This is a genomic window from Leptolyngbya sp. CCNP1308 (assembly GCF_034932455.1).
Taxonomy (GTDB): Bacteria; Cyanobacteriota; Cyanobacteriia; order Phormidesmidales; family Phormidesmidaceae; genus Nodosilinea.
In genome coordinates this window covers 168,241-184,485 of sequence record NZ_JAYGIH010000036.1, presented here as the reverse complement: position 1 = coordinate 184,485, position 16,245 = coordinate 168,241, and the positions used below count along the sequence as shown (strand labels likewise).

Genomic DNA, 16,245 nt, shown 5'->3' with positions numbered 1-16,245 from the left:
TTATCGGTCGGGTCACTGGCGATCGCCTGGGGGAGTTGCGATGGTCAAAGACCGGCCCAAAGGGCCATCGCCCTACTGTCATTCATTCTGAAGGTTTGCCCTTGTCTGTCAGAGTGCCCAGAGACAGTAGGTAAATTGGCTTCAAAACCATAGGGCTTTCAAAAAAACTGCACCCCAGCCCTGGGGCTAGAGTGCAGCGATTGATCATGAACCGAGGCTTCAGGGTCTAGTCGATTTGAGCGGTCAAAACGGTGGGCAGTTCGGCTACTGTCACTCGAGGGGCCACCATGATGTGAGCATAGAGAGGAGAAGCGGGTTCTGCCGCCAACCGGATATTTTGCACCCGACTCGCCACCTCAACCGTTTTAGCGTCGTATACCTGAGTGGCCAGCTTGGGATAGAGACCGATGCCAATGATGGGCACCAGCAAACAGGCCGCCACAAAGGCTTCGCGGGGGCGAATGTCGATGATGTTTGGCACCTTAGCCACCACCTGACCCGCATCACCGTAGAAAATGCGGCGCAGCATAGAGAGCAGGTAAATGGGCGACAGCACCACCCCAACCGCAGCCCCGAAGATGATTACCGTCTTAAAGGTCGTGCTGTAGACATCGCTAATAGCCATACCAAGGAACACCGCAATCTCGCTGACAAACCCGCTCATGCCGGGTAAAGCCAGAGACGCCATCGAAGCAGCGGTAAAGAAAGCAAAGCTGGTGGGCATTTTGCGCGCGATCCCCCCCATCTCATCCATATCGAGGGTTTGAGTGCGCTCGTAGGTCACCCCAGAGAGGAAAAACATCACCGCCGCAATCAGCCCGTGGGAGATCATTTGCAGCATAGCGCCGCTCATCCCCAGAGTGGTAAAAGCAGAGCAGCCAATCAGCACAAAGCCCATGTGGGCCACCGACGAGTAGGCCATCCGGCGCTTGAGGTTGTCTTGGCCAAAGGCGATCATCGATGCATAGATAACGTTGACCACACCGAGAATAGCCAGGAAAGGCGCGAAGTAGAGGTGCGCGTCGGGCAGCATCTCAATATTCATGCGAATTAGGCCGTAGCCTGCCATCTTCAGCAGTACCCCAGCCAAAATCATCGACACGGCGGCGGGGGCTTCGCTGTGGGCATCGGGCAACCAGGTGTGCAGCGGAAAGATCGGCAGCTTAACCGCAAAGGCGACTAAAAAGGCCGCGTAGACCAGCAGCTGAAATGTCAGGCTATAGTCTTTTTGAGCCAGTTCCGTCAGGTTAAAAGTAACGGTATCGCCATAAAAAGCCATCGCCAGGGCCGCCACTAGAATGAAGATCGAGCCAATGGCGGTGTAGAGAATAAATTTAGTGGCGGCGTAGAGGCGCTTTTTGCCGCCCCAGATGGAAATCAGCAGGTACACCGGCACCAGCTCCAATTCCCACATAAAAAAGAACATCACTAGGTCTTGGGCCAAAAAGACCCCAACCTGGGCGCTGTACATCACCAGCAGCAGGCTGAAGTAGAGGCGCGGACGGCGGGTGATATTCCACGAAGCCAGAATGGCCAGGGTAGTCACCAGGCCGCTCAGCACTACCAGGGGCATGGCGAGGCCATCGGCCCCGAGAGACCAGGTGAGGCCCACCTGGGGTACCCAGTCGTAGCGCTCTACCAGCTGGAGACCCGGCTGGTTAAGGTTATAAAAGTTAATAAACGTGTAGAGAATTAGCGAAAACTCGATAAAGCCAATGCCCAGGGCATACCAGCGCAGGGTTTGCCCATTGCGATCGGGCAGCACCGGTATCGGCAAAATCGCCAGTAACGGCAATAAAACTAGGGTCGTCAGCCACGGAAATTGCTCAGTTAGCATGCCAATTCGCGTGAGTAGTACTACAGAAACAGCCAGCGCATTCAGATTCCGGTTTTAGTGTCTGGTTTGAGGCGGACACACACCCTTGATGTAGGACATCTATGTAAGACGAGCTACCTGTGCTGTTCGCGGCGGCCTACCCTAGGGGAGGAGGTCGGAGGACTTCAGCGAGCGAGCCGTTGCCTGACAGGGCACGACGAAGTGACAAACCGGACTGCAAGATTGATAGAGAGATATACCTATCTTTGCGCCCGTCCTCAGTATAGGAAACTTAATAAACATTTGATAAGTAATTTTCGCCCAAAATCGCAAAACGTTGATATCTGAACGGCTGACATGAAGACTATGCAAGCATTTCCGGTGTTTTGCATATTTGAATTAATTGCAGCGAGCACTCACATTTAGATAAGTCAATATCTAAATCGTTACATTTGCTCCTGCTCTCTCGGAGGAAGCGGTCTTGCCGTAGCTGAATGGGCAGGATGCTTTCCAGCCAAGTGGTTCGGTTCACTGAGCTACTCGGCAGTGGCATAACTAGCAGCCCACAATTGGCTGGAGATGGCGCATGGGAAGGCAGTTAGACAGAGGTGACTTGAGCGCCAGTGGTGTCTAGGCTGAGCACATGAGCAGTGGTTGACTGCCCGGTATTCTTCCAGGCGGTAGCCATGGCATCACCTACGGCAGCACTTTGCTCGATTGGAGTTAGAGCTAGCAGTGTGGGGCCAGCGCCGCTAATCACGAGACCATAGGCCCCAGCCCCCAGGGCGGCGGCGGCAACGGCGTCGTAGCCCGGAATTAGGGATTGGCGATAGGGCTGGTGAATGCGATCGCCCAGGGCTACCCGCAACCAATCGCCTCGACCGCTCTCTAGCGCCCGCAGCAGCAGCCCCAGGTGAGCGGTGTTGAAAATGGCGTCGGCTCGGCTGTAGCTGGTGGGCAAAACCTGGCGGGCGGCGGCGGTCGAAAGCTCAAAGTCGGGCACAATCACTACCGGCACAATGTCAGGGTGCCAGGGAATAGGGCACAGAGTAGCGGTGCCGTCGGCATTGCCAACCGCTAGCTGGCAGCCTCCTACTAGTGCCGGTACAACATTGTCGGGGTGGCCCTCTAGGGCGATCGCCATCTCCACCACAGCCGACTGATCGAGGGGCGTTTCGCACAGCGCATTGGCCCCCAACAGCCCGCCCACAATCGCGGTAGACGAACTACCCAGCCCCCGCGCCAGGGGAACGGCCAGATCAATTTCAATCTCGACCGCTGGCACCGCCAATCCCTGCTGCTGATAAAAGTAAGTGAAGGCTTTGTAAACCAGATTGGACTCGTCAGTCACCACCCGGTCAGCCTCCAACCCGCTCACCGCGATCGCAACCGTTCCCGCCGCCCCGTCACGAGCCGTAAAGCGAAAGCGGTTGTAGAGGGTCAGCGCTGCCCCCAGGCAATCGAAGCCGGGACCAATGTTGGCGGTGGTGGCGGGCACAGTAACAGAGATTGGCATGGACACCACAGAAGCCTCCGGCAGGCGTGGAACATTTAGGCCCAGGATACTATCACTTTTTGGGGAGCCTCTGGCAGACTGAAGATAAGGCCAGGGGATGAATCGCTCGTGAGTATTGGGGAATCAGGATTTTTGTGATGAACGCAAATTTAGTGGTTAAACGTAGTGCAGTTGCTTTAGGGCTTGGCTTTGGAGTTTTGGCGGCGATCGCCCCCGCCCAGGCCAATCCCGCTGGGGATACAGTCGTTGAACCCGTTGCCCAGGGTACTGAACAGCAGCGGGTTCTTCCATTTACCGATGTGTCGCCCGACCACTGGGCCTACGAGGCTCTGCTCAATCTAGCCGGAGTCTATGGCTGCGTCAGCGGCTACCCCGACGGCACCTTTCGCGGTGAAAACACCGTCACCCGCTACGAATTTGCCGCCGGTATGGATTCCTGCCTGAGTGTGCTCGTCGATCTGGCTCAGCAACAGCAGCAAGCTAGCGACCAAGATGTGCGATCGCTGATCGAATCCATGGAGCAATCGCTCAGCGACCTGCGCGAGATTGAGTCTGACCTGCCTGAAGCTCCCTAGGGGCTAGAAGTCTTCGCGGGCGGCGATCGCCGCCGCCACTCGATCGACCACCTCCACCACGGGCAGCGCACCCAGCTCTCCCTGGGCGCGGGTGCGAATATTGAGGGCGTTGGCCTCTAGCTCTTTCGCGCCGACTACGGCCATGATGGGGATTTTAGCCTTTTCGGCGTTGCGCACCATCTTGCCGAGGCGATCGCCACTAGAATCCACCTCTACCCGCACGCCCTTAACCAAAAGCTGGTCAGCCACAGATTGAGCAAAGCCCAGCTGTTCTTCGGTCACCGGCAGCAGGCGCATCTGCACCGGAGCCAGCCACAGGGGGAAGTCGCCCGCGTACTCCTCAATCAAAATGCCGATCAGTCGTTCTAGGGAACCAAAGGGAGCGCGGTGAATCATCACCGGACGCTGGCGCGAACCGTCTTCAGCGACATACTCCAGGTCAAAGCGCTCCGGCAGATTGTAGTCAACCTGCACCGTGCCCAACTGCCATTCCCGCTCCAGGGCATCCCGAAAGATAAAGTCGAGCTTAGGCCCGTAAAAAGCCGCCTCTCCTGGTGCCTCAAAATAGTCCATCCCAAGAGTCTGCACAGCGCGGCGAATCGCGTTTTGAGAGGTTTCCCACACATCGTCGCCACCAATGTACTTGGTTGACTCAGGGTCACGAAAGCTGAGGCGAGCCTTGAAGTTCTTCAGCTTCAAGCTACGGAACACCGAGAGAATCAGATCCACCACCTTGAGAAACTCGTCATCGAGCTGCTCAGGTCGCACAAACAGGTGCGAATCATCCACCGTAAAGCCGCGCACGCGGGTAAGCCCGCCCAGTTCTCCCGACTGCTCATAGCGATACACTGTGCCAAATTCCGCCAGCCGCAGGGGTAGCTCTCGGTACGACCTCAGCTCACTCTTATAGATCTGAATATGGAAGGGGCAGTTCATCGGCTTCATCACAAAGCCCTCCTCCGCCAGTCGGGCCGCATCATCGTCGGCCATCAGCGGAAACATATCCTCCCGGTAGTTTTGCCAGTGCCCCGAGATCTTGAACAGATCTACCCGAGCAATGTGGGGGGTCACCACGCCCAAATACCCCCGCTTAGTCTGCTCGTCCTTCAAAAAGCCCTCTAGGGTAGAGCGCAGCACCGTACCCTTGGGAGTCCACAGAGGCAGCCCAGGACCAACTTCGTCAGCAAAAATAAACAGGCCCAGCTCCTTACCCAGCTTGCGGTGATCGCGGCGCTTAGCCTCCTCGCGGCGGCGCTTGTACTCCTGAAGCTGTTCTGGCGTTTCCCAAGCCGTGCCATAAATGCGCTGCAGTTGGGCGCGATTTTCGTCGCCGCGCCAGTAGGCTCCGGCCACACTCTCTAACTCAAAGGCCTTGGGATTGAGGTCGGCGGTGCTGGCGACGTGGGGGCCAGCACACAAATCCCACCACTGGTCGCCCAGATGATAGAGAGTGATGGGATCTTGCAGATCTTGCAAAATTTCGAGCTTGTAGGGTTCGCCTAAGGCTTCAATGCGGCGCTGGGCTTCATCGCGGGTTACGGTCTCCTGGGTGACCGGCAGCTTTTTGTTGATGATCTTGATCATCTCTTTTTTGATCGCCTTCAAGTCTTGGTCGGTGAAGGGCTCAGGGCTGTCAAAATCGTAGTAGAAGCCATAGTCAATCGAGGGGCCAATGGTCACCTGCGTCTTGGGGAAGAGGGTCTGCACCGCCATGGCCATGACGTGGGAGAAGGTGTGGCGAATGCGCTTAAGCGCCTCTGACTCGCTCGTGCGAGGCAGAACCATGGGAACACTAGACTGGGGTGCAGACAAATCAGTTTGAGCCATGGGTCAACGCTGAAGGCAAAAAGGAATACGGTCTCTAGTTTAGCGACTATTGGGTCAACCCAAGACCGCGCTTGCTGGGGTACGGTTATCTGACCTTCGCCAGGGAGAATATCCGCCCCCGCTCAATCGCCGCGCTTGGGGTTATGATAAAAGTCGTGAAAGGGCACTGCTATTTGGATTTTGGGCAAGACCCACAATTCTCTGAAAAATAACCGTAGACAGAATTGCTTGATTGCATTCTTGTGTTATGCTGTGTTCCTGAATCTAGGGTTAATGCCTGCGCAAGTCTCAAGGGTGTGCAGATTCTCCCGGTTCAACGTTCTGAAGAGCTTTTTAAATCGAAAATATGACTGAAGCAATTGCCGACTTAGTTGTCGCTCACCCGATGGTGAAATTTCAGCGCCAAGTTGAGTCCTTAGTTAAAAAATCCAAAGTCGTTCGCCCCAGCGATCCGATTTGGAAAATTGCCTTCCTGTTTGGGGATGACTGGGCCCACTGGAAGCAAGAACTGGAAGAATTCGATTTTTCCACTCAAGATCCAATCCAAGACTTGCTATCTGTGCAGTCTTGGGAAGAAGATTAGCAGCTTGTCAATTGCGAGTCGGTTAGCCCGTAATTGACAGCATGTCGGGTTGAAGTTTAACCCGTACCAAGATGGTCGTGATGTTATCATGGCCATTTTTTTCGTTGGCCAGATCGGTGAGCTGAGCCACACCAGTCTCTAAGTTTGCCTTTGAGCTCAATAGTCCGGCAATGTGGGTATCGGTATGCCGTTCTAGTAAGTCATTGTCGCTGAGGCCGTCGGAGCACAGAACCAACAGTGTGTCTTCTGTGAGCTCGTGGTAGACGATGCTGGGAACGAGATCCTCTTCACCCCTTGGCCCGAGTGCTTGGGTGAGTTGGTAAGCATCGGGGCGCGCATAGGCTATTGCTGGCTCTACGCCGCGATTGATCTCTCGCTGGCCAACTTCGTGATCGAGGGTGAGCTGTCGCAGCCCCATGCGCTTGTTATAGCTGTATATACGACTATCGCCCACATGGACGACGGCAATGTCGAGGTTGTGCAGCAGCACCATCACTAAGGTAGTGCCCATGCGCCCGACCCCGGAGGTTGCATTGGCTTGGTTGATGTCGAAGATCGTTTGGTTAGCGGTCATCACTGCTTTAGCCAGGGTGTCGTGATCCGGCAGGCGATCGCTGCTCCAGTGCTGCGTCAAATAGTCGCGCAGCGTGCGCACCGCTAGCTGACTGGCGACTTCTCCCGAGGCGTGCCCCCCCATGCCATCGCAGAGTATATAGAGTCCTTTAGACCGCAAAACGTTGCCTTGGGGGCTGCTCACCTTTTGTAGCTGCGTCTGGGTAAAGAACCAGTCTTCGTTGTGGTGTCGCTGCTGACCGACATGGCTCTGGCCGGCATCGTCAAGGTGAGCCAGCTTCATGGGTAAGACCATGGTTGGCGTTTCCATCAGCCCATTGCCATCGTCGTCGTCGAGCAATTCTTGGGTATCAAAGACCGCGTCGGCCTCAAAGTCAAGATCGGCGGCAGAAAGCTCCAGGTCGGGCTCTAGATCTGAAGCGGTAATCTCTTCATCGGGGTTAGGCCAGAGTGTGGGAGCGACATCAACGGCAGGCGGCGAATAGTCCTGGGCGGCTTCGGCCAGGGTGTTTTGCACTTGGTCGATGTCGCTCAACCGCCCCTCTGCCAAATGGCCGATGAGAGTCTGTACTTTAGGTGGTAAATTGCCTTGCCCAGTACCCAGCGTAGACTGCCACATTTGACCTAGGGCTTCTAAGGGTAGAGGCGACGGGTCAGGCACCTGATCAATCTGGGTAAGGCAGAGCAAGTTATGTTCGTTGAGGGCAAGCCGCTGGGGGGTCAGAAGGGTGGCTTGCCCTTGCCAGGGGGCCAATGCTTGCCACAGCAGCGTCGTCTCAAATAACCACTGGAGGTGCTGAAGCGGGTCATCTATGGCAGCCCAGCCTGCTGCTAGCGGTAGCCAAATGCTGCGGTCTTCAATTAGCAGAAGGGTGCGCTGGGGTGTCTGCCAAGCATGGTGCAGCTCAGGCACGGCGGGGAAATAGTCGGCCTGGAGGGCTAGGTATGGATAGGCTTCAGAAGGCACCGTGGCCGCCAGGGGATGCTCTGTGGGATCGAGGGCCGGAGTCTCGAGCCAGTCTGACTGTAGGGCTTGTAGTGGCGCATCGGCTGCGGGCTGGCAGTCGATGACGACTAGAGGGGTAGCACCAAAGGAGGTTTGACTGTCTGACGGAGACATGAGCCGGTAGCGGCGATCGCAGTCGAGATAGCCGTCTGGGTCGAGGTCGCCAGGGGCGATCGCCCCGGCCCCTGCCTTGGGAATATCAATCACTCGCCACCGCTGGAGTGGCTGGCCACACCGTTTGCAGGATCGCTGTGAATTGGTATTGTCAAACTCACAAAAGGGGCAAGTTAGCATCCTAGCGATGATCCAAAGTTAGGCTAGCCAGCCAGCGAGTAGGGTGTACCCCATCGCTAGGCCTATAAGTTGTGCGCGGTACTGGGGGAATAAGCAGACCATGAACGACAGATCGATGCACCCCTTGGAGGTAAATTGGCCTCACCGTTGTGTGTTAAGTATCGCACGGGTCACCTCTAGGTCGCCCCACTGCAAGCCCATGGTAACTTAATGCCCCTGCCCTGACCTGTCTAACCGATCGATTGTTGACCCGGACTCAGCCAAGTTGCGTAGGTGTGGCGCACTCTAGGATCTAAAGTTGCAGCAGCCCCTGCCGCTCGGCGGGGGTGGCAGGCCGCCACTGGCCAGGCTGTAGATCGCCCAGGTGGAGGTGGGCGATCGCCTGACGCACCAGCCGCAGGGTGGGGTGGCCAACGGCAGCGGTCATGCGGCGCACCTGACGGTTTTTGCCCTCTTGCAGGGTCATTTCGAGCCAGGCGGTGGGGATGCTCTGGCGATCGCGAATGGGCGGGTCTCGTTCCGACAGCGGTGGTGCAATCGCCATGAGTTCAACCTGACAGGGCAGGGTGCGGTAGCCCTTAATGGTTACTCCTTGCCGCAGCTGCGCGATCGCGGCGGTTGACGGCAAGTGCTCGACCTGCACCCAATAGGTGCGGCGGTGGCCGAAGCGGGGCTCGCTGAGCCGATGCTGGACTCGACCGTTGTCGGTCAGCAGCATTAGCCCTTCGCTGTCGCGATCGAGACGGCCGACGGGGTAAACATCGGCGATCGGGATAAAGTCCTTAAGCGTTAGACGGGGGGCTGAGTCAGCAGCGGGCGGGGTGCTTCCCGAGCTGAACTGACTGAGTACGTTGTAGGGCTTGTAAAACAAAATGTACTGATACCCCATGGCCCGGCCTATATCTATGTATGGGCTGCAACATTTCATTGCAACTCTTATGGAAATGTTGAGAAACCACAGCGGTCTAGGTGAGGCCGATATGCTGACTTTAATAAGATCGATTCTGGCAGGACAACACCATGGATACCGGGAATAAGTATCGCTTCGCTTGCACGCTTACCTTTGGAGACATTTATGGGCAAATTATCGCCTGGCTGGTGATTTTGTTTGTCAGCTTGGCGGCATCCCTGGCGCTGATGGGGGCGCGTCAGCCCATTTTTGCTCTGGCTACCGTAGGGCTAATTTTGGTGTTGTCGCTGCCATTTCTGCTGTTTGCCTTTGTGACCACGCTGCTCAACCACATCGAGTTTGAGCCCGTGGACGCCAGTGCAGCGGCCTCAAGCCGTCCCGATCGAGGGGTTGCCTCGTCTACCCCAGCTAGAGCGATGAACTAGGGCGCTGAGTCGGTGGGTGCAGGTTCAGCGGGGGCGGGCTCTATGATGTCGCTGCCGCTGGCATTTGGTGTCGGCTGATCCTGGTTTGCCATCTGACCAATTTGGTCTTTAAACTGCGCTGGAGCCAGGGTTGTGGCCTGGGCAAAGAGAGCCTGGGCCGTTTCGGTATCGCCCTGGTCTCGTAGCACTAGCGCCTTAGCGAGTACCGGTCGAAAGTCTTCAGGAGCCGCCGCGATGGTTTCGTCATAGAGGGCGATCGCCTGGTCTGGGCTATTGTTCTCGACGTGCACCTGGGCCAGCAGCAGTTTCACCGATGTCGCGTCGAAACTGGCGGCGCCGCCTTCTGCTTGCAGCTGATCGGCTGTTTTTAAGGTGTCTTGCAGCAGGCCAATCGCCGCCTGGGGACGCTGCTGCTGCACTAGGAGAACCGTTAGCCCTTGCAGGGCATTCATATTGCCAGGCTGCTGGTCGAGCACCTGGCGGTAAATTTGAGCGGCACCCTCGAGATCGCCCATCTGCTGCTTGGTTTGGGCCAGCAGCACGGCGTAGTCAGGCACGTCGGGGTTGAGCTCAACCAGCTTTTCGAGGGGGGCCACGACACCATTGATATCGCCCAGCTGAATGCGGGCATCGACTAAACCCTGAAGCGCAGTTTGATTGTCGGGCTCACGCTCTAGCACAAGTTCGTAGCCTTTTGCCTGGGCCTCTAGCTCGGCCTGCATGGCCACAGGGTCGGCGGTAGGATTGGCATCGGCCGTACTAGTGGCTCGTCGGCCGCTATTGCTGCCCAAAATTGGCAGCAGCGAAAGCGACAAAAAGGCCGCTAACGCCAGGGTTAAAACAGTGCCAACGAGCCAACGATTGCGGTTTGCGGTCACGGGTGTACCTCTTCAGGGGAGCGACGCGATCGCGCCTAGGGGCGATCGCAAAAAGTCGAGCAAGTCAATGCATGATCTTAGCGCTTTGACCCAGGCCTGAACCTAAGCTCAGACCAACCCAGGCCATAGACAGGGCTACAGTAGCAAAGAAGTTGTCAAAATGCTCAGAAACAATGCGGATTGCTAACCATCACCGATGGAAAATTAAGCTAGTTGCCCAGTCAGGGGCACAGCGGCGGCGGCAGTAGATGCCTTGGGAGTTAGTCAATGGCCCTTGATAGCTGTTCTCGCCTCCGTTTGTGAAGCCTTGGATGGGTCGTATTAACGGCTTAAATATTTGCCCTGACATGCACATTAAAGGGTGAATGTTACGCTAGGCTTACAGGCTAAGTCGGGCGCAGAGTTGCCGTTGCGCCGGGCGACCGGTTGATGTTGAGAGGGAGATCGGTGGTGTCATGGGTTCTGCAGAGCAAGACGCTTTTAATAAGAGCGACGTTAACGCTAAGGATAGTCACGACAAGGGGACAGCATCCGCTGCGGATCGGCCATCACTAATGTCGCCGCCCCAGCGCCCGGTACGTCCGGTGCGCCCCGCCGCCGCTCCTGAGACTTCAGTGGCCGTCAAGCCGGTGGTTAAGGCCGCCGACACCGCCACTGTGGTGCCCAAAGCGACGGTCACCGAAAAGGCCCCAGAACCTGCTGCCCCTGAGCCTGACCCTGCCGCCTATCGCTATCAGCCCATTGCCCCCCCTAGTGAACCCATGCAGTACCGGGCCATTGGCCTGGTGCGGGGCACCTACGAACCCAGCGAAGCCGACCAGCTCAACCGGGGCAACCTGACCACTGAAGACGGCCACGTAATTGATTCGGTGCTGCTAGGGCGCATCACCAGCCTGGTTAAGAAGCATATCGATCTAACCATGCCCCACCTCTGGGTGGTCTATCCCCGCACTCGGCGCGAGCTAGACAACGACGACCAAGACCTGCACTTGCAGATTGTGGGGGTTTGGGAGCCTGAAACCCTAGGGCTGCCTGGGGAAGCCCCCGCCAGCGAAAACGGGGACGAAGCGGAGGAAGCCGTCTCTGAAAAGCCGGATTTAGCCGATCTACCGCCAGTAGACGACAACTTCTTCTCCATTCGCGGTGAGGTGATCAAGTACACCCCAGAAGACAAGTGCATTGCCGTCAAGATTTTGCAGGGGGCGAAGCGTATCCCAGGCACCTCCAAGCCGTTCAAGCTGCTGCTCCACGGCACCATTGAGGGTCGCACCGTCGGCTATTTCTGGGACTTCAAAGTCAAGCGCGAAGCCAAGGTACTGGTGCTGAGTGAAGCCTCACCCGTGGGGATTGTGCCGCCTAAGAAGCGGGCCAAGGGCAGCGGCGGCGCTGGCCCCCGCCGAGGTAAGCCAGGCATGCGCAGCGGGCCAGGGGGCAGCCGTCCGCCCATGCCCAGTCGCCGTCCCACCGGAGTTAAGAGCAGTGATTCCGGAACGGATACTCGTTCCGAGTCGGTTCCCGATCGCCCTGCGAATCGCCCCAAAAAGCGTGACGACAACCCTGAAAGCAGCGCTGAATAGGCCTGATTAGTTAACCCACATCCTGGGGCAAAAAGGCGCGGTCTTTGGGCAGAGAGGCCACCGGAGATGTCAGTTCAAACTGCCCGGCTTCAATCCAGCTTTTCAGCTCATTGGCGACTTGGCGAGCCATATAAATGCTGGCCAGCGGAGCCGTGCGCACCGGCTGACCTTCGATAGTAATGCTGCCCGACTTGAGCTGGGCATAGCTGACCAACCCAAAGGTAGGTCGCACCCGTCGGGGAATCGAAAAATCCATCACGGGAGCCACAATGTCGGCATCCTGCACGGCGCAGTGGGCGGCCACCTGCTCGTTGAAGATGGGGATCGGCACGCCGACGCCCAGCATTAGCGAAGGGCCGTAGCCCTTGAAGTAGCAGCCGCGCACCCAGTGGGGCTGCATCTGTTTGGCATCGCCGATTAGGGCCAGTGTGGCGGCCGGGCCAATGGGGGTGCGGTTGGGCAACCGCCGCTGCAGGGGAAAGTGCTGGGTGCCCTCCCAGGCGAGGTAGCCGATGCCGCCGCCAAAAAAGATGCGGGTGCCAATGCCGACGGCCTCTAGGTCGGGGTCATTCAACAACGGCGACAGCGCCCCTGGATTGGCGTACACGGCATTGCCAAGGCGGGGCTGAAGAGGGCCGAGATAGGTGGAGAGGGGGCGATCGCCCCCATTCACCCCCACAATAAAATTTTGGTATACCCCCCGCGGGCTAAACAGGTAAAACTGGTTGATGCTGTCGCGGGTGATGGTGGTTTCGAGGGCGGTGCGGGGATAGCAGTCGGTGCCGTGGCCCGTGGCCTGGAGCGGTACGCTGCGCCCGGCGATCAGATCGGCAATCACGTGGCCGCCGCCGTGCTCGCGCAGGGTTTCGGTGTCGCCCAAGTCGGCTCCTCGCCCAGCTACGGCGGGCTGGCTCGCCCCTAGGCACACATCCACCGCGCCAAAGCCTGCGTAGGCGGGCACCCCATCCAGGTAGCACTCCAGCAGCTTGATGGGCGGGTCGGTGTGGCCCAGGTTGAGGATGGCTCCCGACGATTCCATCGGCTCAAAGGTGCCAGTAACTACCACATCCACCGCTTTGGCGGCGGCGGCAATGCCCTGCTCTTTGGCCAGAACTTTAAAGGCTTCGGCGGTTTGTACCACCACCTGCCCAGCGCGGATTTTGGCGTTGATGCTGTCGATGGTGCGCATGGATTGGCCTAAGAGTTAGAGCTGCGCCGTAGCCAAAAAAGACCGCCCATGAGTGCTGAGGGAGCCACCAACAGCGCTATAACTATTCCCAGGGCAGGAGTATTGAAAGAGCCTTGAGAACCCGTCAGCGCCATAGGCAACCCGTACTTGATCAGGACGCTCAGGATCCCAGAGAGTACGATTACCTTAGCCACAAAGCTGACATCAGAACGATTCATAGGTTCAGGCGGGCGATCGCCGCACGTTGAGACAGCACCACTCCTGTCGTCGCCAGAGGGTGGCCACCACCCAGCCGTGCTGCTCTAGGGTATCGGCCACCAGTTTGGATTGGTCGAGCAGAATGCCGCTGAGAATGCCCCAGCCGTCGGGGGTGACAATGGTGTGCATCTGGGGAATCAGATCCATAATCACCTCCGCCAGAATGTTGCAGACGATGCCGTCTACGGGGGCGGCGATGGCTTGGGCAATGGTCTCCAAACTGCCGTGCAGCAGCGGCAGCTGCTCTTCCGTCAGCCCGTTCAACGCTCGGTTGCCCATGGCCGAATGCACTGCTAAATCATCGGTATCGGCAGCGTAGGCCCGCCGGGCTCCCAATAGCAGCGCCCCAATCGAGAGAATGCCCGACCCGCAGCCGATATCGGCGATGGTGACATCGGTTTTTTCGTAGGTGAGCCGCATTTCAAGCGATTCTAAACAGAGCTGGGTGGTGGGGTGGTTGCCAGTGCCAAAGGCCACGCCGGGGTCGAGGCGCAGCACCAGCCGCTGGTTGTCGGCGGGGGGCTCTAGCCATGCCGGGGTAATTAGGAAGCGATCGCCAATTGGTTCAGGCTTCCAGTGGTCTTTCCAGCTTTTAGACCAGTCTTCTTCGTCAATCAGCTGCCAGCTGATGCGAGGCATCACCAGATCGTTGCACAGAGCGTCTTGCTTAATTAGCAGAGCCATGGCCGATAGGTCGAGCAATTCAAGCCGATGCTGCGGGAAATAGGCCTGCACTACGCAGGAAGATCCGCGCTGCTGGGTCGAGGTACCCTGGCTGCCAAAGCTATCAAACCGCCAAAAAACCGTGTCCTCCAGGGATGGATCGCACAGTACTTTTACTTCCCACCAGGTATTAACCACGGCCATTCTAGGGGCTGCCTCGCAACTATCAAACTTGGAGCTAACGCTCTCCTTCTACCCTGCGCTCCTAACCGTGCCCCTGTAGGGTGAGCACCGCCCACCACCCATTTTCTGGCAAAGCCAAGCGCTGTTGCCCTTACTCATCCTACCGGGTTACCAAAGCTACAGGTTCACAGTGTAGGCATCGCGAATGCCCGGCACCTTGAGAATTTCCTCCAGGATGCCCTCCGGTAGCGGATCGTCGAGGCTGAGGGCCATGACCGCGTCGCCGCGCACAATTTTGCGGCCCACCTGCATACTGGCAATGTTGACGTTAAAGCTGCCCAACAGCGAACCAATTTTGCCGATAATGCCCGGCATATCGCGGTGCAGGGTAAACAGCATGTGCTGGGTCGGCGGCACGTTAATAGGGAACTCGTCGATATCGGTTACGCGAATTTCGCTGCCCCCCAGCAGCACGCCAGTCACGGAGTGTTCGCCCAGGCTGCCCTTAGCTGACAAATTTAACGAACCCGTATAGTCGCGAATGTCGGCATCGCGGGTCTCAATCACATGAATGCCCCGCTCCTTCGCTTCGATAGAGGCGTTGACATAGTTGACCCGCTCTTGCAGCGCGTGGGAGAGCAGCCCCTTGAGGGCCGCCACCATGATCGGCTGGGTATCGCCCCCGGCAATATCGCCCTGGAGGCGAACCGTCAGCTCTTCGACACGGCCCCCGGCCAGCTGCCCTACCAGGTTGCCCAAGGTCTCGGCCAGTTGCAGGTAGGGACGCAGCTTTTGCATCACCTCGGGGCGCAGGCCAGGGATATTCACCGCAGAGCGGGCCGGTAGCCCCAGCAGCACATCACGAATCTGCTCGGCCACGTCGATCGCCACATTCACCTGGGCCTCTTCGGTCGAGGCTCCCAGGTGAGGGGTGAGAATGATGGCCTTGTCTAGCTCGCGCAGCTCTGACTCGCCCAGGGGTTCAGATTCGTAGACATCCAGGGCAGCGCCGCCGATGGTGCCCTCGCGCAGGGCCTTAGCCAGGGCGGCTTCGTCGATGATGCCGCCCCGAGCGCAGTTGATGATCCGCACTGTGGGCTTCATGGTGGCTAGGGCTTTTTCATCGACCAGGTGGGTGGTCTCGGGGGTCTTGGGCAGGTGTAGGGTAATGTAGTCGGCTTCGCGGAACAGCAGGTCTAGCTCCACCAAGCGGCAGCCCAGCTGCTCGGCGCGCTCCGCCGAAATAAACGGGTCGTAGGCCAGCAGCTTCATGCCCATGGCTCGCGCCACGGTAGCAACGTGGGAGCCAATTTTGCCCAGGCCCACTACCCCCAGGGTTTTCTTATAGATTTCAACCCCGGTAAAGTCTTTGCGCTTCCATTCGCCAGATTTTACGGAGCGATCGGCGCTGGGAATGTAGCGCGACATCGACATCATCATGGCCAGGGCATGCTCGGCGGCGGCAATGGTGTTGCCCTCGGGGGAGTTGACTACCACAATGCCCCGCCGGGTGGCCTCGGGCACATCGACGTTATCGACCCCAACCCCGGCTCGGCCAATAATTTTTAGGTTCTGCCCCGCGTCAATGACGGCCTTGGTCACCTTGGTGCCCGAGCGAATCATCAGCGCATCGTAGTCGCCAATGGCGGCCACCAGTTCCTCAGGGGAAAGGCTGGTGTTGACATCCACCTGAGCAACTTGGGAAAGAATATCGAGGCCCGCCTGGTCAACGGGGTCGGAAACTAGAACCTTGGGCATGGGTCGGCCATAAAAATGTCACAGGGATCTACTTTACTGCAAAGGCGGAGCGGGGCATTAGTGGGAAGAGTACTTTTGGAGTGGGTGAGTGGAGGTTGTGAGGAAGATGAGGGTGATGGGGACGATGAGGGAGTGTAGATGGTATCTGCGAGGTGAAGCACCTCATTAAGGGGCTTGATCGCGGAGGTGTTTGGGCAAATTGAGGTGCAGGGTT

13 protein-coding genes are annotated in these 16,245 nt (G+C 57.8%); 4 read left to right on the top strand and 9 right to left on the bottom strand.

All coding sequences use genetic code 11. From position 1 onward, the window contains the following. Positions 1-226 precede the first annotated feature (226 nt). Both VB780_RS10725 and thrB read right to left on the bottom strand, forming a co-directional pair. Positions 227-1,837: an NAD(P)H-quinone oxidoreductase subunit 4 gene (locus VB780_RS10725; protein WP_323351139.1), complete on the bottom strand. Its 1,611-nt coding sequence runs from the start codon at positions 1,835-1,837 to the stop codon at positions 227-229. A gap of 577 nt (positions 1,838-2,414) precedes the next feature. Then, complete coding sequence (gene thrB, locus VB780_RS10720; RefSeq protein ID WP_323351138.1) at positions 2,415-3,332, bottom strand: homoserine kinase; 918 nt, start codon at positions 3,330-3,332, stop codon at positions 2,415-2,417. Positions 3,333-3,469: 137 nt separating this feature from the next. Between thrB and VB780_RS10715 the strand changes: the two genes are divergently transcribed. Next, a complete protein-coding gene (locus tag VB780_RS10715) occupies positions 3,470-3,907 on the top strand; it encodes an S-layer homology domain-containing protein (RefSeq protein ID WP_323351137.1) in 438 nt (145 codons plus the stop codon). 3 nt (positions 3,908-3,910) lie between these two features. Here the strand turns inward: VB780_RS10715 and thrS are convergent, their stop codons facing one another. Further along, on the bottom strand, positions 3,911-5,692 hold the full coding sequence (gene thrS, locus VB780_RS10710; protein WP_323351136.1) for a threonine--tRNA ligase: 1,782 nt from the start codon (positions 5,690-5,692) through the stop codon (positions 3,911-3,913). A gap of 388 nt (positions 5,693-6,080) precedes the next feature. Between thrS and VB780_RS10705 the strand changes: the two genes are divergently transcribed. Next, positions 6,081-6,317 (top strand): DUF4327 family protein, encoded by a 237-nt coding sequence (locus VB780_RS10705; RefSeq protein WP_323351135.1) that lies wholly within the window; start codon positions 6,081-6,083, stop codon positions 6,315-6,317. 22 nt (positions 6,318-6,339) lie between these two features. Here VB780_RS10705 and VB780_RS10700 read toward each other — a convergent pair whose 3' ends face one another. After that, complete coding sequence (locus tag VB780_RS10700; protein WP_323351134.1) at positions 6,340-8,103, bottom strand: serine/threonine phosphatase; 1,764 nt, start codon at positions 8,101-8,103, stop codon at positions 6,340-6,342. A 379-nt stretch (positions 8,104-8,482) separates the two neighbouring features. Then, entirely contained in the window at positions 8,483-9,079 is a 597-nt protein-coding gene (locus tag VB780_RS10695; RefSeq protein ID WP_323351133.1) for a pseudouridine synthase, read from the bottom strand. Positions 9,080-9,210: 131 nt separating this feature from the next. Between VB780_RS10695 and VB780_RS10690 the strand changes: the two genes are divergently transcribed. Further along, entirely contained in the window at positions 9,211-9,525 is a 315-nt protein-coding gene (locus VB780_RS10690; protein ID WP_323351132.1) for a hypothetical protein, read from the top strand. On the opposite strand, the gene VB780_RS10685 is transcribed toward VB780_RS10690, so the two are convergent. Then, positions 9,522-10,403, bottom strand: a complete 882-nt coding sequence (locus VB780_RS10685; protein ID WP_323351131.1) for a tetratricopeptide repeat protein — start codon at positions 10,401-10,403, stop codon at positions 9,522-9,524. The genes VB780_RS10690 and VB780_RS10685 overlap by 4 nt on opposite strands. A 455-nt stretch (positions 10,404-10,858) precedes the next feature. Here VB780_RS10685 and VB780_RS10680 point away from each other — a divergent pair, with 455 nt between their 5' ends. Then, entirely contained in the window at positions 10,859-11,980 is a 1,122-nt protein-coding gene (locus tag VB780_RS10680; protein ID WP_323351130.1) for a hypothetical protein, read from the top strand. Positions 11,981-11,990: 10 nt separating this feature from the next. Here VB780_RS10680 and VB780_RS10675 read toward each other — a convergent pair whose 3' ends face one another. From VB780_RS10675 to serA, 3 genes are all read right to left on the bottom strand, one after another. After that, the gene (locus VB780_RS10675; protein ID WP_323351129.1) at positions 11,991-13,169 is read right to left on the bottom strand and encodes a homocysteine biosynthesis protein; all 1,179 of its coding nucleotides are present in this window, start codon (positions 13,167-13,169) and stop codon (positions 11,991-11,993) included. Positions 13,170-13,391: 222 nt separating this feature from the next. Beyond that, the gene (prmA, locus tag VB780_RS10670; protein ID WP_323351128.1) at positions 13,392-14,294 is read right to left on the bottom strand and encodes a 50S ribosomal protein L11 methyltransferase; all 903 of its coding nucleotides are present in this window, start codon (positions 14,292-14,294) and stop codon (positions 13,392-13,394) included. Positions 14,295-14,450: 156 nt separating this feature from the next. Next, the gene (gene serA, locus VB780_RS10665) at positions 14,451-16,031 is read right to left on the bottom strand and encodes a phosphoglycerate dehydrogenase (RefSeq protein ID WP_323351127.1); all 1,581 of its coding nucleotides are present in this window, start codon (positions 16,029-16,031) and stop codon (positions 14,451-14,453) included. Positions 16,032-16,245 lie beyond the last annotated feature (214 nt).